The 16,496-nt window shown below is 74.6% G+C and carries 14 protein-coding genes; 3 read left to right on the top strand and 11 right to left on the bottom strand.

Translation table 11 applies throughout. The annotated features are described in order from the left end of the window. Positions 1–532: 532 nt before the first annotated feature. Positions 533–1,225 carry a metal-dependent transcriptional regulator gene (locus ACIA79_RS06035; protein ID WP_031073063.1) on the bottom strand — a complete coding sequence of 231 codons (693 nt, stop codon included), beginning with the start codon at positions 1,223–1,225 and terminating at the stop codon, positions 533–535. Positions 1,226–1,395: 170 nt separating this feature from the next. Here ACIA79_RS06035 and ACIA79_RS06040 point away from each other — a divergent pair, with 170 nt between their 5' ends. Then, positions 1,396–2,151: an SIS domain-containing protein gene (locus ACIA79_RS06040; RefSeq protein WP_399426936.1), complete on the top strand. Its 756-nt coding sequence runs from the start codon at positions 1,396–1,398 to the stop codon at positions 2,149–2,151. Between the two features lie 45 nt (positions 2,152–2,196). On the opposite strand, the gene ACIA79_RS06045 is transcribed toward ACIA79_RS06040, so the two are convergent. Then, positions 2,197–3,504, bottom strand: coding sequence for a PAS domain-containing protein (locus ACIA79_RS06045; protein WP_399426937.1), 1,308 nt, complete (start codon positions 3,502–3,504; stop codon positions 2,197–2,199). A 476-nt stretch (positions 3,505–3,980) separates the two neighbouring features. On the opposite strand from ACIA79_RS06045, the gene ACIA79_RS06050 reads away from it, so the two are divergent. Then, a complete protein-coding gene (locus tag ACIA79_RS06050; protein ID WP_399426938.1) occupies positions 3,981–4,298 on the top strand; it encodes a hypothetical protein in 318 nt (105 codons plus the stop codon). A gap of 36 nt (positions 4,299–4,334) precedes the next feature. Here the strand turns inward: ACIA79_RS06050 and pdxH are convergent, their stop codons facing one another. Beyond that, a complete protein-coding gene (pdxH, locus tag ACIA79_RS06055) occupies positions 4,335–5,003 on the bottom strand; it encodes a pyridoxamine 5'-phosphate oxidase (protein ID WP_399426939.1) in 669 nt (222 codons plus the stop codon). A gap of 266 nt (positions 5,004–5,269) precedes the next feature. Between pdxH and ACIA79_RS06060 the strand changes: the two genes are divergently transcribed. Beyond that, the gene (locus ACIA79_RS06060; protein ID WP_399426940.1) at positions 5,270–6,370 is read left to right on the top strand and encodes a citrate synthase 2; all 1,101 of its coding nucleotides are present in this window, start codon (positions 5,270–5,272) and stop codon (positions 6,368–6,370) included. A gap of 88 nt (positions 6,371–6,458) precedes the next feature. On the opposite strand, the gene ACIA79_RS06065 is transcribed toward ACIA79_RS06060, so the two are convergent. Genes ACIA79_RS06065 through ACIA79_RS06100 form a run of 8 tightly spaced genes read right to left on the bottom strand, consistent with a single transcriptional unit; the run spans position 6,459 to position 16,489 of the window. Next, on the bottom strand, positions 6,459–7,052 hold the full coding sequence (locus ACIA79_RS06065; RefSeq protein WP_399426941.1) for a TetR/AcrR family transcriptional regulator: 594 nt from the start codon (positions 7,050–7,052) through the stop codon (positions 6,459–6,461). After that, positions 7,040–7,777, bottom strand: a complete 738-nt coding sequence (locus ACIA79_RS06070) for an enoyl-CoA hydratase family protein (RefSeq protein WP_399426942.1) — start codon at positions 7,775–7,777, stop codon at positions 7,040–7,042. The genes ACIA79_RS06065 and ACIA79_RS06070 overlap by 13 nt, the downstream gene beginning before the upstream one ends. Next, entirely contained in the window at positions 7,774–9,351 is a 1,578-nt protein-coding gene (locus ACIA79_RS06075) for a 4-coumarate--CoA ligase family protein (RefSeq protein WP_399426943.1), read from the bottom strand. The genes ACIA79_RS06070 and ACIA79_RS06075 overlap by 4 nt, the downstream gene beginning before the upstream one ends. Before the next feature lie 42 nt (positions 9,352–9,393). Then, a complete protein-coding gene (locus ACIA79_RS06080; protein ID WP_399426944.1) occupies positions 9,394–10,536 on the bottom strand; it encodes an acyl-CoA dehydrogenase family protein in 1,143 nt (380 codons plus the stop codon). Then, positions 10,533–12,425 carry an acetyl/propionyl/methylcrotonyl-CoA carboxylase subunit alpha gene (locus ACIA79_RS06085; protein WP_399426945.1) on the bottom strand — a complete coding sequence of 631 codons (1,893 nt, stop codon included), beginning with the start codon at positions 12,423–12,425 and terminating at the stop codon, positions 10,533–10,535. The genes ACIA79_RS06080 and ACIA79_RS06085 overlap by 4 nt, the downstream gene beginning before the upstream one ends. A 10-nt stretch (positions 12,426–12,435) precedes the next feature. Continuing rightward, positions 12,436–14,034, bottom strand: coding sequence for an acyl-CoA carboxylase subunit beta (locus ACIA79_RS06090; RefSeq protein WP_399426946.1), 1,599 nt, complete (start codon positions 14,032–14,034; stop codon positions 12,436–12,438). Next, positions 14,031–15,704 (bottom strand): acyclic terpene utilization AtuA family protein, encoded by a 1,674-nt coding sequence (locus tag ACIA79_RS06095; RefSeq protein ID WP_399426947.1) that lies wholly within the window; start codon positions 15,702–15,704, stop codon positions 14,031–14,033. Before ACIA79_RS06095 ends, ACIA79_RS06090 begins: the two co-directional genes overlap by 4 nt. Further along, the gene (locus ACIA79_RS06100) at positions 15,701–16,489 is read right to left on the bottom strand and encodes a TIGR03084 family metal-binding protein (protein ID WP_399426948.1); all 789 of its coding nucleotides are present in this window, start codon (positions 16,487–16,489) and stop codon (positions 15,701–15,703) included. The genes ACIA79_RS06095 and ACIA79_RS06100 overlap by 4 nt, the downstream gene beginning before the upstream one ends. Positions 16,490–16,496 lie beyond the last annotated feature (7 nt).

The raw sequence follows: 16,496 nt of genomic DNA on the forward strand, positions 1-16,496 counted from the left end.
GCGTCCAACACCGCTCGTTCGAGTGACCCTGCTCAAGGATTGACGGGCGTGACCGAGGGGAGATCTTCATCGGGAGGCGGGCCGCTCGGGGAAATCGGTCCGAGGGGGTTGACCCTGAGAGCTCGGGGCTCCGGGTCAGAACAGGGGAGGTGAGGCCCCGGCGCCGTACGGCGCCGGGGCTCTCCATGTGCGTACGCGCAGGGTGCACCGGCCTGCTCCTCCCCACGACCCGGCCCTCCCGCCGCCCCGGGCGCGCAGCCCCGGCTCACGCCCTCAGGTCATATGCCTGAGCCAAGACTGGCACGCGCGGGCGCCCGGGCGCTCCCTTCCGTCCGGAATTCGCCCCCGGACGAGCGCCCCGCCGGACCGGTGAGCGAGCGAGCGGGCGCCGTGCGGGGGCCGGCCCGGCCGGCGGTGGGGGCTGCTACGGACCGCGGCTCTCGCGGAGCGAACCGTGCACCGCGCCCCGGGGCGCGGACCGCGCCCCGGGCACGGGCGCAAGGGCCGCGGCCGGTGCGCGCGAGGGGTGGCGTCAGCGCTTGGCGACGAACACGTGGGACGCGACGTCCGCGCCCAGTTCCGCGGCCTCGCCGCTGCTGCCGACCAGCACGCCGCCGGGCGACTCGGTCACGCTCACCACCGAGCCGGGCTGCACGCCCGCGCGGCGCAGCGTGTACATCAGCTGGGCGTCCGTCTGGATCGGTTCGCCGATCCGGCGCACCACCACCGTCTTGCCCTCCGTGCCCGCGTCGAGCTCGGCCAGCGACACCATGCCCTCGTCGAGGAACGCCCCGGCGTCCGCCTTCTCGCCCAGCTCCTCCAGCCCGGGGATCGGGTTGCCGTAGGGCGACTCGGTGGGGTGGCGCAGCAGCTCCAGGACGCGGCGCTCCACCGCCTCGCTCATCACGTGCTCCCAGCGGCAGGCCTCGGCGTGGACCTGCTCCCACTCCAGGCCGATCACATCGACGAGGAGGCATTCGGCCAGCCGGTGCTTGCGCATCACGCGCGTGGCCAGGCGGCGGCCCTCCTCGGTGAGCTCCAGGTGGCGGTCACCCGCCACCTGCACCAGGCCGTCGCGCTCCATGCGGGCGACGGTCTGGCTGACCGTCGGGCCGCTCTGGTCGAGCCGCTCGGCGATGCGGGCGCGCATGGGCACCACACCCTCCTCTTCCAGCTCGAGGATGGTGCGGAGATACATCTCCGTGGTGTCGATCAGTCCGGACATTCATGCCCCTCGATTCGTGCGCTGGCCCTGCCTCAATTCTTGCGCATCCGGCTGACAACCGTGCCGCGTCGGGCCGCAGCCGGTGCCGGGGGCGTATTGACAGAGCAATGGTCCAGACCGCAACGTGATCCGCGACACGTGAGCGGCACGAGGAGAAGGAGCCCGGGAGCATGGGCGAGAGCGAGCTGGCCGGCCGGTTCTTCGACGCCGCCGTCGGCCTCCTGCGGAAGGTGCGCGACGAGGAGGCGGAGAACATCGCCGCCGCCGGGAACACGATCGCCGACACCGTCGCCGCGGGCGGCCGGCTGTTCGCCTTCGGGGCCGGCCATTCGTCGCTGGCCGCCCAGGACGTGGTCTACCGGGCCGGCGGGCTCGCGCTGGTCAACCTCCTCGCCGTGCCCGGCGTCGTCGGCGTCGACGTCATGCCCGCGACCCTCGGCTCCGCTCTGGAGCGGGTCGACGGCCTGGCGGGCGCGGTGCTCGACTCCTCGCCGGCGCGATCCGGCGACGTCCTGATCGTCGTCTCGCTGTCCGGCCGCAACGCGCTGCCCGTGGAGATGGCGATGAACGCCCGGGCCCTCGGCCTGAAGGTCATCGGCGTGACGTCGGTGGCGTACGCGCGGGAGACGAAGTCCCGGCACGCGTCGGGCACGTTCCTGAAGGACCACTGCGACGTCGTCCTGGACTCCAAGATCGCGGTGGGGGACGCGGAGCTCACCCACGACGGCGTGGCGGCGCCGTTCGCCCCGGCGTCCACGGTGGTCACCAGCGCGCTCATGCAGGCGACGATGGCCGCCGCGACCGAGGCCCTGGTGGCGCGCGGCATCGAGCCCCCGCTGCTGCGCTCGGGAAACGTGGACGGCGGGCACGAGTGGAACGGCCGGGTCATGACCGAGTACGCGGACCGGATCTTCTTCCGCCACTGAGACCCCGCGCCTCCCCGGCGCCGCTCCCGGCCGGGGCGGCCGCCCTCAGCCGCCCGCCGCCCCCGCCAGGTCCACCGAGGCCGCCACCCGGGCCGCCACGCTCTCCGCGTACGTCGCGTCCTGGCGCTCGAAGGCGGGGCGGGCCGAGGAGCGCAGGAACGTGAGCACCCCGAGGGTGCGGCCCCGGCTGCGCAGGACCGCGCACAGCGCGTGCGCCGCGTCCGCCGGCCACTGGCGCTCCGCCGCCCAGGCCCCCGAGGAGGCGCTCGCCCGCACGGAGCCCGCGCGGTCCACCGCCTGGAGGGCCGGATGGCCCGGGCCGTACCGCGCGGGGAGGCATCCGCCCACCCGGGTGACGGGGCCGGGCCCGCCGGAGGGCGACGCCGCCGCGCGCACCAGCCGGTCGTCGTCCCCCACCAGGTCGAGCACCACGTGGTCGGCGAAGCCGGCGAGCGCGAAGTCCAGGAGGACGGCCGCCGCCTCCATCGGGTCCTCGCACTCCGCCGCCGCGCAGCCCGCGCGGTGCAGCTGGCTGGCGCGGAACCGCATCCGGTCGGCCTGCTGCCCGGCGAGCTTCTCCTCCGTCACGTCCTGGAACAGCCAGCCCACGCCCAGCGGGACCGGCTCCTCCGCGAGCGGCGAGGCCAGCCGTACGAACCCGCTGCGCCAGCAGCGCCTGCGCTCGCCCTCCGGTGTCCGCACGGTCACCCACAGCTCGACCGGCGCCCGCGGCGGGCCCTGCACCAGGACGTGCTGGAGCGCCCCCTCCAGCTCCTCCACGCCCTGCACGAGCGGTTCGCCGAGCGGCCGCCCCAGCAGGGTCGTGCGCCCGGACCCGAAGGCCCGCGCGGCGTGGGCGTTCACCAGGGCGGGCCGCAGGTCGACGTCGACCAGTACGACGCCCCACGGCGCGTCCTCGAACAGCGCCTCGCTCAGCGCGATGGAGCGCTCCAGGTCGATCTGCGCGTGCACCTCGCTGAACGCGCAGTACACCCCGGCCGGCCGCCCGTCGGCGCCCCGCACGCCCGCCGACTGCGTCCGCACGAGCACCCGCCCGCCGTCCTTGCGCAGCAGCGCGAACTCGTGCACCTGCCGCCCGGCCGCCCGCATCGCTCCCATCAGCCGCGCCTGCACGTCGTCGGCGTCCTCGGCCCGCGCGGCCCACCCGCCGAACCCGCGCCGCCCGACGGCCTCCTCCGGGGCCCAGCCGAGGATCCGCTCCGCCTCCCGGTTCCAGTGGGTCACCACCCCGTCGGCGTCGAACGCACACAGCGCCGCGTCCATCCCGTCCAGCAACGCGGCGAGCAGATCCGAACCGCGTTCGCTCGCGGTCTCGCTCCTGGACGCACTCATCCCGGCACCCCCTGCAGGACGTGTACTCACGTGTGTTCACGTACCGGTCATTCAACTGGAACGTGACCCAGGACACAGCCGGTTCCGGAAAATGCGTTGTGCCGCCGCGGGGCCGCTTCCTAATCTGTGGCCACACAGGAAAGGAGGTGATCCGGAAGTGGTTTCTTTTCGGATGCGTGAGGTGACTGCGGGCTGACGCCTGCCGTCGCACTCTGTGCAAAGGCGGCAGGCCTCCTGCCGCAATCCCAGCAGTCACCGGCCCGCGGGCTCGTCGGCACATCCGGCCGACCTCTCCGTCAGGAGAGACCAGAGCCCGCGGGCTTCTGCGTGTCTTAAGAGGCTCGTTCGGGCCCGGTTCCGCAACCGGACGGGCGCGGGGCGGGCGTGCGGCGGGCCCGCGCCCGAGTACCCGACCGGGGCCGGCCTGAGTACCCGGCACGGTGCCGCCGCCGCGGTCCGGCCCGCAGCATGGGGCGATGACCGCGTCCGAGACGACCCCCGCCCCCTCGACCCGGCCCGTGCGCGTCTTCGCCGGGGCCGGGCTGCTGCTCCTCCCCGTGGCCCTCGTCGCCTGGGGCGTGATCGTGCTGCAGCAGGCCTACTCCGGTGACGGCGCGAGCGGCCCCCTGGGCGAACCGGCCCTGTGGTCCCTGGGCTTCTCCGGTCTGCTGGGGCTCTGGGCGCTGTCCCTCCCCCGCGACGCCGTGGGCCACGCGGTGCGCCGCGGAGCCGTGTGCGTCCAGTACGCGCTGGCCCTGGCCTGCCCGCTCCTGGCCGCCGTCGACTTCGGCTGACCGTGGGCGCCCCCGCGCGTCACGCCCCGCGCGGGCTCAGGGCGACAGGCGCTCGGTGCGCCAGGCGCCGCCCTCCCCGACGTACCGGAGCCGGTCGTGCAGCCGGTTCTCGTGGCCCTGCCAGAACTCGACCGCCTCCGGGACGACCCGGAACCCGCCCCAGTGCGGCGGCACCGGGACCTGCTCGCCCTCCGGGTAGCGCGCCGCGAGCTCCTCGTACCGGGCCAGCAGCTCCGCCCGCGAGGCGATCACCGACGACTGCTCGCTGGCCCAGGCGCCCAGCTGCGAGCCGTGCGGCCGGCTGCGGAAGTACGCCGCGGTCTCGTCGCGCCCGACCCGCTCCGCGACGCCCGTGACGATGACCTGGCGTGCCACCGGGTGCCACGGGAAGAGCAGTGAGACGTACGGGTTGGTCTCCAGCTCCATGCCCTTGCGGGAGCCGTAATTGGTGAAGAAGACGAATCCCCGCGCGTCGTAGTGCTTCAGCAGCACCGTGCGCGAGGAGGGCCGGCCGTCGGGGGAGGCCGTCGAGACGACCATGGCGTTCGGCTCGTGGATCACGCCGCCGGCCGCGACTTCCTTGAACCAGCGCGCGAACTGCTCCATCGGCTCGGCCGCGAGGTCCGCCTTGCGGAACAACGGCGTGCGGTACTGCTCGCGCATGTCGGCGGGATCGAGAGCTGCTGGGTCGAGAGCGTCTGTCACGAGGGCCATCCTGCCGTAGCACCCCAGTTTTCCCGGCACGGAGTGCCACTAACCCTCCCTGACCGGTTCGGCGCAGTGTGCCGGATGTCACGCTTCCCCGCATCGGGGGAACCCGACAGACTCATGCGCTGGGTCACTGTTCCCTCCCGACGACGGTGGCGGGATGACCACCGGCCGTACGGGGCATCACCGCACCACCCGAAGTACCGGAACGACACCGGAAGACACCCGAGCTGTCGCACGCACACCTCACGAGGAGCCGCCTGATGTCCGACTTCGTACCCGGACTCGAAGGAGTCGTCGCGTTCGAGACGGAGATCGCCGAACCGGACAAGGAAGGCGGCGCGCTGCGGTACCGCGGCGTCGACATCGAGGATCTGGTCGGTCACGTCTCCTTCGGCAACGTGTGGGGCCTGCTGGTCGACGGCGCGTTCAACCCCGGGCTGCCGCCCGCCGAGCCGTTCCCGATCCCGGTCCACTCCGGTGACATCCGCGTCGACGTGCAGTCCGCGCTGGCCATGCTCGCCCCGGTGTGGGGCCTGCGGCCGCTGCTCGACATCGACATCGAGCAGGCCCGCGACGACCTGGCCCGCGCCGCGGTCATGGCGCTGTCGTACGTCGCCCAGTCGGCGCGCGGCCAGGGCCTGCCGATGGTGCCGCAGAGCGAGATCGACAAGGCCCAGTCCGTCGTCGAGCGGTTCATGATCCGCTGGCGCGGCGAGCCGGACCCCAAGCACGTCAAGGCCGTCGACGCGTACTGGACGTCCGCCGCCGAGCACGGCATGAACGCCTCCACCTTCACCGCCCGCGTCATCGCCTCCACCGGCGCCGACGTGGCCGCCGCGCTGTCCGGCGCGGTCGGCGCCATGTCGGGCCCGCTGCACGGCGGCGCGCCGTCCCGCGTGCTGGGCATGATCGAGGAGATCGAGCGCACCGGTGACGCCACGGCGTACGTCAAGCAGGCCCTGGACAAGGGCGAGCGCCTGATGGGCTTCGGCCACCGCGTCTACCGCGCCGAGGACCCGCGCGCCCGCGTCCTGCGCCGCACCGCCAAGGAGCTCGGCGCGCCGCGCTTCGAGGTGGCCGAGGCCCTGGAGAAGGCCGCCCTGGAGGAGCTGCACGCCCGCCGCCCGGACCGCGTCCTGGCGACGAACGTCGAGTTCTGGGCGGCGATCGTGCTGGACTTCGCGGAGGTCCCGGCGCACATGTTCACCTCGATGTTCACCTGCGCCCGCACGGCCGGCTGGAGCGCCCACATCCTGGAGCAGAAGCGCACCGGCCGCCTGGTCCGCCCGTCGGCCCGCTACGTGGGTCCCGGCTCGCGCAGCCCGCGCGAGATCGCCGGCTACGAGGACATCGCCGGCTGACCCCGGTCCCGCCGGACACCGGATGCGGCGCCGCACCCCGCGGGTGCGGCGCCGTTCCCGTGGCGCGTACCCGCCCGGGGCGGACGGCTCAGCCCAGCGCCTCGTCCAGCAGCGCCGCCCACTGCGCCACCACCCGGTCGCGCCGGGTGCGGTCGTCGGTGAGCAGGTTCGCCAGGCCCAGGCCGCGGGCCATGTCCAGCAGGCCCTGGACGGTTTCGCGGACGCCCGGGCGGGACTCGTCCGCGCCGAGCAGCTCGACCGCGATGCGGTGGGTCTCGCGGCCGACGCGGGCCTCCAGCTCGGTCACCCGGGGCCGCAGCTGCTCCTCGTCCGACGCGGCCACCCACAGGTGCAGCGCCGCCCGGAACAGCGGGCCCGTGTAGAGGTCGACCAGGGCCGCGACGACCGCCGCGCGGCTCTGCACGGGCAGGGCGCGCAGGGCCTGCGAGCGCTCCTCGGCGACGTACTCGACCGCGGCCGTGAACAGGTCCTCCCGGGTCGGGAAATGGTGCTGCGCGGCGCCGCGCGAGACCCCGGCGCGCTCGGCGACGACGGAGACGGTCGAGCCCGCCCAGCCGCGTTCCGCGAGGCAGGCCACGGCCGCCTCCAGGAGCCGCTGCCGGGTGGCCCGGCTGCGGTCCTGCTTCGGCGCCTTCGCGGCCGTCGAGGTCACAACACCCATGCAGCGTCCCGTCGCTCCAGAAAGGCCGTCATCCCCTCGCGGGCCTCCGCCGAGGCGAAGAGCGAGGCCGAGCGCTGGACGAGGTCCTCCGCGTCGCGCTCGAAGGTCTCCAGCACCCTAGCCGTGACCAGCCGCTTGGCCTCCGCCAGCCCCTGCGGCGACGCCTTGCGCAGCCCGTCCAGCACGGGCGCCAGGGCGGTGTCGACGTCGTCGCCGACCACCGTCACCAGCCCGATCCGGGCCGCCTCCGCCGCGTCGAACCGCTCACCGGTCAGGTAGTAGCGGCCCGCCCCGCGCGCGTCCAGGCGCGGCAGCAGGGTCAGCGAGATGACCGAGGGGGCCACGCCGATCCGGGCCTCGGTCAGCGCGAAGTCCGCGCCCTCCTGCGCCGCCACGATGTCGCACGCCCCGACCAGGCCCAGGCCGCCGGCCCTGACCTGCCCGGTCACCCGCGCCACCACCGGCTTGGGCAGCTCCACGATGGCCCGCAGCAGCGCCACGAAGGTGTACGGGCTGGGCGGCGCCTTCAGGTCCGCCCCCGCGCTGAACGTCGGCCCGGTGTGCGTGAGCACCACGGCCCGCACCGCCGGGTCCTTGCCGCAGCCGTCCAGCGCCTCGGCCAGCTCCCCGACGAGCCGCGCCGACAGGGCGTTGCGGTTGTCGGGGGAGTCCAGCGTCAGGGTGGTGATACCGCGCTCGTGCGCGGTGGTGACGAGGCCGGTCATGCGCCCTCCCGCTCCCTCAGTTCCCGCCGGAGGATCTTCCCCGAGGCCGCCCTGGGCACACCGCCGATGAACTCCACGCGCCGGATCTTCTTGTACGGGGCGACCTTCCCGGCCACGAAGGCCATGATGTCCTCGCCGCTCAGACCGGTCGCGTCGGGCTGCCGTACGACGTACGCCTTGGGGACCTCGTTGCCGTCCTCGTCGTACACGCCGATCACCGCCGCGTCGGCGATGCCGTCGTGGGTCAGCAGCACGGCCTCCAGTTCGGCGGGGGCCACCTGGAACCCCTTGTACTTGATCAGTTCCTTGACCCGGTCGACGACGAACAGCCACCCGTCGGCGTCGGCGTACCCGATGTCCCCGGTGTGCAGCCAGCCGTCCGGGTCGATCATCGCGGCGGTCTCCGACGGTCGCCCCAGGTAGCCCTTCATCATCTGCGGCCCCCGGATGAGGATCTCCCCCTCCTCCCCCACGCCGAGGTCCTTGCCGGGCTGGTCGAGGGAGACGATCCGCATGTCGGTGCCCGGCAGCAGCTTGCCGACGGTGCCCGCCGGGGGGTCCTCGGCGGACAGCGGCACCACGTGCGTGCCGGGCGACAGCTCCGTCATGCCGTACGCCTGCCGCACCGGCGGCAGGCCGAGCCGCGCCGAGCACGCCCGGGCGAGTTCCGCGTCGAGCGGGGCGGCGGCGCTGACGATGTACTCCAGGGACGACAGGTCGTAGCGGGCGACCGCCGGGTGCTTGGCGAGGGCCAGCACGATCGGCGGGGCGACGAACAGGCCGTTGATGCGGTGCTTCTCGATCGCCCCGAGGAACTGGTCGAGTTCGAAGCGCGGCAGCACCACCACGGTTGCCCCCAGCCGCAGTGGGACGTTCATCAGCGCGGTGAGTCCGTAGATGTGGAAGAACGGCAGCACGGCGAGGATCCGGTCGCCCGGTCCCATCCGGATCAGCGGTTCGAGCTGGGCCAGGTTGGTGGCGATGGAGCGGTGCGTGAGCATGACGCCCTTGGGGACGCCGGTGGTGCCGGAGGAGTACGGCAGGGCCGCGACGTCCTCGTCCGGGTCGACGGCGACGGCCGGCTCGGGCGCGGTCGAACCGAGCATGTCGAGGATCGAGCGGTGGCCGTCGGCCTGGTCGCAGACGAAGATCTCCCGCACCCCGCCGACCAGTTCGGCGGCCCGCCGCGCCACCTCCAGCAGCGGCGAGACGGTGACGATCCAGCGGGCGGAGGAGTCGCGCAGCTGCGTGGCGAACTCCTCCGCGGTGACCAGCGGGTGGACGGTGGTGACGGCCGCGCCGGCGCGCGTCGCCGCGTAGAAGACGGCCGGGTAGACCACGGTGTTCGGGCTGTGGAGCGCCAGCACGTCCCCCTTGCGCAGCCCCGCAGCGGCGAGCGCGCCGGCGATGCGGCGGTGGTACGTGTCGAGCTGGCTGTAGGTGACGGTCAGCTCGCCCGCCCCGTCCACGAGGGCGACGGCGTCGCCGTACACGTCGGCCGCACGGCCCAGTACGGCGTCGTGGATGGGCAGGGAGAGGGCCGGGACGTCCGCGTACTCGCTGTGGAACACCATTGACGGCTCCTGTCGGTACGGCGGTACCGAGTACGGGCGTACTCAGTACGACTTGGGCAGACCGAGCGATTGGTGGGACACGTAGTTCAGAATCATTTCCCGGCTGACCGGAGCGATGCGTGCCACCCGCGAGGCGGTGATGAGCGAGGCGAGGCCGAACTCGCGCGTGAGGCCGTTGCCGCCGAGGGTGTGGACGGACTGGTCGACGGCCTTCACGCACGCCTCGGCGGCGGCGTACTTGGCCATGTTGGCGGCCTCGCCCGCGCCGGTGTCGTCGCCCGCGTCGTACAGGTGGGCGGCCTTCTGCATCATCAGGCGGGCCAGCTCCAGCTCGATGTGCGCCTGGGCGAGCGGGTGGGCGATGGCCTGGTGGGCGCCGATCGGGGCCTGCCACACCTGGCGGTCCTTCGCGTACGCGACGGCCCGTCCGAGCGCGTACCGGCCCATGCCGACGGCGAAGGCGGCGGTCATGATGCGTTCGGGGTTGAGCCCGGCGAACAGCTGCAGCAGTCCCGCGTCCTCCTCGCCCACGAGGGCGTCGGCGGGGAGCCGTACGTCGTCCAGCGTGAGCTCGAACTGCTTCTCGTGGGCGTGCAGTTCCATCTCGATCGGGCGCCGCCCGAAGCCCGGCGCGTCGCGTGGGACGATGAACAGGCACGGCTTGAGCCTGCCGGTGCGGGCGTCCTCCGTGCGGCCCACCACGAGGGTGGCGTCGGCGATGTCGACACCGGAGACGAAGACCTTCCGGCCGGTCAGGGACCAGCCGTCGCCGGCCCGGCGGGCGGTGGTGGTGATGCGGTGGGAGTTGGAGCCGGCGTCGGGCTCGGTGATGCCGAATGCCATGGTGCGGGTGCCGTCGGCCAGGCCCGGCAGCCAGCGGTCCCGCTGCGCGGCGGTGCCGAACCGGGCGATGACCGTGCCGCAGATCGCCGGGGAGACCACCATCATCAGCAGCGGGCAGCCGGCCGCGCCCAGCTCCTCCAGCACGATGGACAGTTCGGCCATGCCGCCGCCCCCGCCGCCGTACTCCTCGGGGAGGTTCACGCCGAGGTAGCCGAGCTTGCCGGCCTCGGCCCACAGGGCGTCGCGGGAGGCGGGGTCGTGGGGGCGGCCGTGGCGCCGGCCGAGGGCGGCGACGGCGGCGCGCAGGGCGGACTGCTCTTCGCTCTCGATGACGGTGCTCATTCCTCTGTCTCCTCTTCCACGACGGCGAGCAGGGCGCCGACCTCGACCTGGTGGCCGGGGGCGGCGTGGAGCGCGGTGAGCGTGCCGGGGGCGGGAGCGGTGACCTTGTGCTCCATCTTCATCGCCTCCAGCCAGACGAGCGGCTGCCCGGCGGCGACCCGGTCGCCGGGCGCCACGTCCGCGACGCGGACGACGGTGCCGGGCATGGGCGCGAGCAGCGAGCCGGGCGCGGTGCGCTCGGCGGGGTCGGTGAACCGGGGGTGCTCGGCCAGCCGGTGCGCGGTGCCCGGCGCCGTCACGTGCACGGTGCCGTCGCCGTACGCGGCGACCTCGTAGGCGCGTACGACGCCGTCGCCGGCGAGGCGGACGCGCCCGGGCGTCACGTCGAGCACCTGCAGGTGCGGGTGGGACTCGACGGTCCACCCGCCGTCGCGGGTGGACCGGTAGCGGACCTCGTGCGTGCCGTACCGGGCGCTCTGCGGCTGCGAGGGCACGTTGCGGAAGCCGCCGAAGCGGCCGCCGCGGCGTGCGGCGGCGGCGAGCGCGGCGGCGACGGCCGCCTCGGGCTCGCCGGGCGCGGGCGCGGTCAGCCCGTCGAGGTGGCGCTCGTAGAAGCCGGTGTCGAGCCGCCCGGCCGTGAAGTCGGGGTGCCGCAGCGATCGTACGAGCAGGTCCCGGTTGGTGACGGGCCCGTGCACCCGGGCCCGAGCGAGGGCGTGCGCCAGCTTCCGTACGGCTTCGTCCCGGGTGGGCGCGTGGGCGATCACCTTGGCGAGCATGGCGTCGTAGTGGACGCCGATCGTGTCGCCGGCGGCGTACCCGGCGTCGACGCGGAGCCCGGCGGGCAGCTCCAGGGCGTGCAGGACCCCCGTCTGGGGCGACCAGTCGCGGGCCGGGTCCTCCGCGTAGAGGCGGGCCTCCACGGCGTGGCCGGAGGCGGCCGGCGGCTCCGGGGGCAGCGCGGCGCCCTCGGCGACCCGGATCTGCAGGGCCACCAGGTCCAGGCCGAAGACCGCCTCGGTGACGGGGTGTTCGACCTGGAGGCGGGTGTTCATCTCCAGGAAGTACGCCCGGTCGCCGGCGACCAGGAACTCGACGGTGCCGGCGCCGACGTATCCCACCGCCGTGGCGGCGGCCACGGCCGCGGTGTGCAGCGTCTCGCGCAGGGCCGGGCTCAGGCCGGGGGCCGGGGCCTCCTCGATGACCTTCTGGTGGCGCCGCTGGAGCGAGCAGTCCCGGGTGCCCAGCGCCCACACCGTGCCGTGCGCGTCGGCGAGGACCTGCACCTCGACGTGGCGGCCCCGTTCGACGTACGGCTCCGCGAACACCTCGCCGTCTCCGAACGCCGAGCGCGCCTCGGCCGTCGCCGCCGCCAGCTCGCCGGGCAGCGCGGCCAGGTCCCGGACGACCCGCATGCCCCGCCCGCCGCCGCCCGCCGCCGCCTTCAGCAGCAGGGGCAGGTCGGACGCGGTGGCGGTGGCGGGGTCGACGGGGTCCAGCAGCGGGACGCCCGCCGCCGCCATCAGCTCCTTGGCCCGCGTCTTGGACGCCATCGTCTCGATCGCCTTGGGCGGCGGCCCGATCCAGGTGAGTCCGGCGTCGGTGACGGCCCGTGCGAAGTCGGCGTTCTCGGACAGGAAGCCGTACCCGGGGTGCACCGCGTCCGCGCCGGCGGCGAGCGCGGCCCGCACGATCAGGTCGCCGCGCAGGTACGTGTCGGCGGGCGCGGTGCCCGGCAGCCGTACGGCCGCGTCGGCCTCGCGGACGTGCAGGGCGCGCGCGTCGGGGTCGGAGTGCACGGCCACCGTGTCGATGCCGAGGAGGCGGCAGGTGCGGAAGACCCGGCAGGCGATCTCGGCCCGGTTGGCGACGAGGACAGCAGAGATCATGGAGTGCTCCTCACATCCGGAAGACGCCGAAGCCGCCGCGTGCGCCTTCGACCGGGGCGGTGTGGATCGCCGACAGGCACAGGCCGAGGACGGTGCGGGTGTCGCGCGGGTCGATGACGCCGTCGTCGTACAGCCGTCCCGACAGGAACACCGGCAGCGACTCGGCCTCGATCTGCCCCTCGACCATGGCGCGCAGTGCGGCGTCGCCCTCCTCGTCGTACGGCCGGCCCTTGGCGGCGGCCGAGGCGCGGGCGACGATCGACAGGACGCCGGCGAGCTGCTGCGGGCCCATGACGGCGGACTTGGCGCTCGGCCAGGCGAACAGGAAGCGCGGGTCGTAGGCCCGGCCGCACATGCCGTAGTGCCCGGCGCCGTACGACGCTCCCATGAGGACCGACAGGTGCGGGACCTTCGAGTTGGACACCGCGTTGATCATCATCGCGCCGTGCTTGATGATGCCGCCCTGCTCGTACTCCCTGCCGACCATGTAGCCGGTGGTGTTGTGCAGGAACAGCAGCGGGATGTCCCGCTGGTCGGCGAGCTGGATGAACTGCGCGGCCTTCTGCGACTCGGCGGAGAACAGCACCCCTTGCGCGTTGGCGAGGATGCCGACCGGGTAGCCGTGCAGGCTCGCCCAGCCGGTGGTGAGCGAGGGTCCGTACAGCGGCTTGAACTCGTCGAAGTCGGAGCCGTCGACGATCCGGGCGATGACCTCGCGCGGGTCGAAGGGGGTCCGCAGGTCGCCGGGGACGATCCCGAGGAGCTCCTCCGGGTCGTACTTCGGGGGCTCGGCGGGGCCGGGATCGGGGTGCGCCTTGCGGTGGTTGAGGCGGGCGACGATCCGGCGGGCGCGGCGGATCGCGTCGGGCTCGTCGAGAGCGTAGTGGTCGGCGAGCCCGGACACGCGCGCGTGCATCTCGGCGCCGCCGAGGGACTCGTCGTCGCTCTCCTCGCCGGTGGCCATCCTGACCAGCGGCGGTCCGCCGAGGAAGACCTTCGACCGCTCCTTGATCATCACGGTGTGGTCGGACATGCCGGGGACGTACGCCCCGCCCGCCGTGGAGTTGCCGAAGACCACGGCGATCGTGGGGATCCCGGCGGCGGACAGCCGGGTGAGGTCGCGGAACAGCGCCCCGCCGGGGATGAAGATCTCCTTCTGCGAGGGGAGGTCGGCGCCACCGGACTCGACCAGGCTGATGCAGGGCAGCCGGTTGGCGTACGCGATCTCGTTGGCGCGCAGGGCCTTCTTCAGCGTCCAGGGGTTGGAGGCGCCGCCGCGCACGGTGGGGTCGTTGGCGGTGATCAGGCACTCGACGCCCTCGACGACGCCGATGCCGGTGACGAGCGACGCGCCGACCGGGTAGTCGCTGCCCCAGGCGGCGAGCGGCGACAGCTCCAGGAACGGCGCGTCGGGGTCGAGGAGCAGCTCGATGCGCTCGCGGGCGAGGAGCTTGCCGCGCCCGCGGTGGCGGTCGGTGTACTTCTCGCCGCCGCCCGCCAGGGCCTTGGCGTGTTCGGCGTCGAGGGCGGCGAGCTTGGCGAGCATGGCCTCGCGGTGGGCCGCGTAGTCGGCGCCGGCGGTGTCGAGGGCCGAGGCGAGCACGGTCACAGCAGGACCTCCGGGATGTCGAGGTGGCGGGCGCGCAGCCATTCGCCGAGGGCCTTGGCCTGGGGGTCGAAGCGGGCCTGGGCCGCGACGCCCTCGCCGAGCAGGCCGGTCACCACGAAGTTCAGCGCGCGCAGGTTCGGCAGGACGTGCCGGGCGACCGGCAGGTCCCGGGTCTCGGGCAGCAGCTCGCGCAGCCGCTCGGCGGTCAGTTCGCGGGCGAGCCAGCGCCACGCCTCCTCGGAGCGGGCCCACACGCCCACGTTGGCGTCGCCGCCCTTGTCGCCGCTGCGGGCCCCGGCGACCAGGCCGAGCGGGGCGCGCCGGACGGGCCCCTCGGGCAGCGGCTCGGGCAGCGGCGGCTGCGGGACGGGTGCGGGGGCGCGGGTGCGGGCGGCGGGCGGGATCACCTCGCGCCGGCCGTCCGGGAGTACGGCGGTGTGCGCGACGGTGCCGGGGTCGACGTACACGGCCTCGAACACCCCGTAGGGCGTGCCCTTTCCGGGCGGGGCGGTCACGTGGAAGCCCGGGTAACTGCCGAGGGCCAGTTCGACGGCCGCGCCGCTGACGGCCCGGCCCACCGCGTCGGGGTCGGTGTCCCGGACCACCAGCCGCAGCAGGGCGCTGGCCGTCTCCTCGGTGGCGGCGTCCGGCCGGTCGGTGCGGGCGAGCTCCCACCGCACGTCGGTGGTCCCGGCGAAGGAGCCCTCCAGCTGCTCGCGCACCAGCCGCGCCTTGGCCTCGATGTCCAGTCCGGTCAGCACGAACACGACCTCGTTGCGCCAGCCGCCGAGCCGGTTCACCCCGGCCTTCAGCGTGGGGGGCGGCGGCTCGCCCCGGACGCCGGAGATCCGCACCCGGTCGGGGCCGTCCGCCGCCAGAGCCACCGTGTCGAGCCGGGCCGTCACGTCCGGCCCCGGGTACCGCGCGCCCGCCGTCTCGTACAGCAGTTGCGCGGTGACCGTGCCGGTGTCGACGACGCCGCCGGTGCCGGGGTGCTTGGTGATGACGCACGAGCCGTCCTCGTGCAGTTCGGCGAGGGGGAAGCCGGGCCTGCGGACGTCGTGGCGGGTGAAGAAGGCGTAGTTGCCGCCGGTCGCCTGCGTCCCGCACTCCAGGACGTGCCCGGCGACCACTGCGCCCGCCAGCCGGTCGTACTCCTCGGGGCCCCACCCGAACCACCACGCCGCCGGGCCGCTGACGAGCGCCGCGTCCGTGACGCGCCCGGTGACCACCACGTCGGCCCCGGCGCGCAGGCAGGCGGTGATGCCGGCGCCGCCGAGGTAGGCGTTGGCCGTCAGCGCCCCTTCGGGCACCGGCAGCCGGTCGCCCTCCACGTGGGCGACGCGCACCTCCGGCAGCCCGAGCCGCTCCGCGAGGGCGCGCAGCGCGCCGGCGAGCCCGGCCGGGTTGAGGCCCCCGGCGTTGGCCACGATCCGCACCCCGCGCTCGCGGGCGAGGCCGAGGCCCTCCTCCATCTGGCGCAGGAAGGTCCTGGCGTAGCCGAGTCCCGGGTCCTTCAGGCGGTCCCGGCCCAGGATCAGCATGGTCAGCTCGGCGAGGTAGTCGCCGGTCAGGACGTCGAGTCCGCCGCCGGTGAGCATCTCGCGCACGGCGTCGAAGCGGTCGCCGTAGAAGCCGGAGGCGTTGCCGATGCGCAGCGGCCGCCTCACGCGGCCCCCTTCGGAGCGCGGCCCGGGCCCGCCGGTCCGGCGAACGCCTGGGCGAGGGAGAGCCAGGTGTCGGCGTCGGCGCCCTCCGCCCGTACCGCCAGGTCGTCGCGGTGGGCCCGCTGGGTCACGAGGAGGCAGAAGTCCAGGGCGGGGCCGGTGATCCGCTGCGCCGCGTCCTGCGGCCCGTACGCCCACACGTCCGCGCCGTCCGGTGCGGTCAGCTCCACGCGGAAGGGCTCGGCGGGCGGCTGGAGTCCCCGGACCGCGTAGGCGTAGTCCCGCGCCCGGATGCCGATCCAGGCGACGTGCCGCAGCCGGGCGGTCGGGGTGCGGACGGCTCCCAGGGCGTCGGCGACGTCCTGGCCGTGCGCCCAGGTCTCCATCAGGCGGGCGGTGGCCATGGAGGCGGCGCTCATGGGCGGCCCGTACCAGGGGAAGCGGGCCCCGGCGGGGGCGGCGCGCAGGGCGGAGAGGAGCCGTTCCCGGCCCTCCCGCCAGCGGGCGAGGAGCTCGCCGGGCGGTACGGCGGCGCCCTTGGCGGCTCCCTCGTCGACGAAGGTGCCGGGGGCGGCCAGGGCTTCGGTGACGTGCGCCGCGAAGCCCTCCGGGTCCGTGACCGCGCGCAGGGCCGCGTCGTCGGTCCAGGCCAGGTGGGCGATCTGGTGGGCGACCGTCCAGCCGGGCGCGGGGGTGGGGCGGGCCCAGCCGTCCGGTCTCAGGCCCGCGACCAGCCGGTCGAGCTCCTCGCTCTCGTCGCGCAGGTCATCCAGCAGGGCATCGGACACGGAGCGC

The organism is Streptomyces sp. NPDC051310 (assembly GCF_044455245.1).
Taxonomy (GTDB): domain Bacteria; phylum Actinomycetota; class Actinomycetes; order Streptomycetales; family Streptomycetaceae; genus Streptomyces.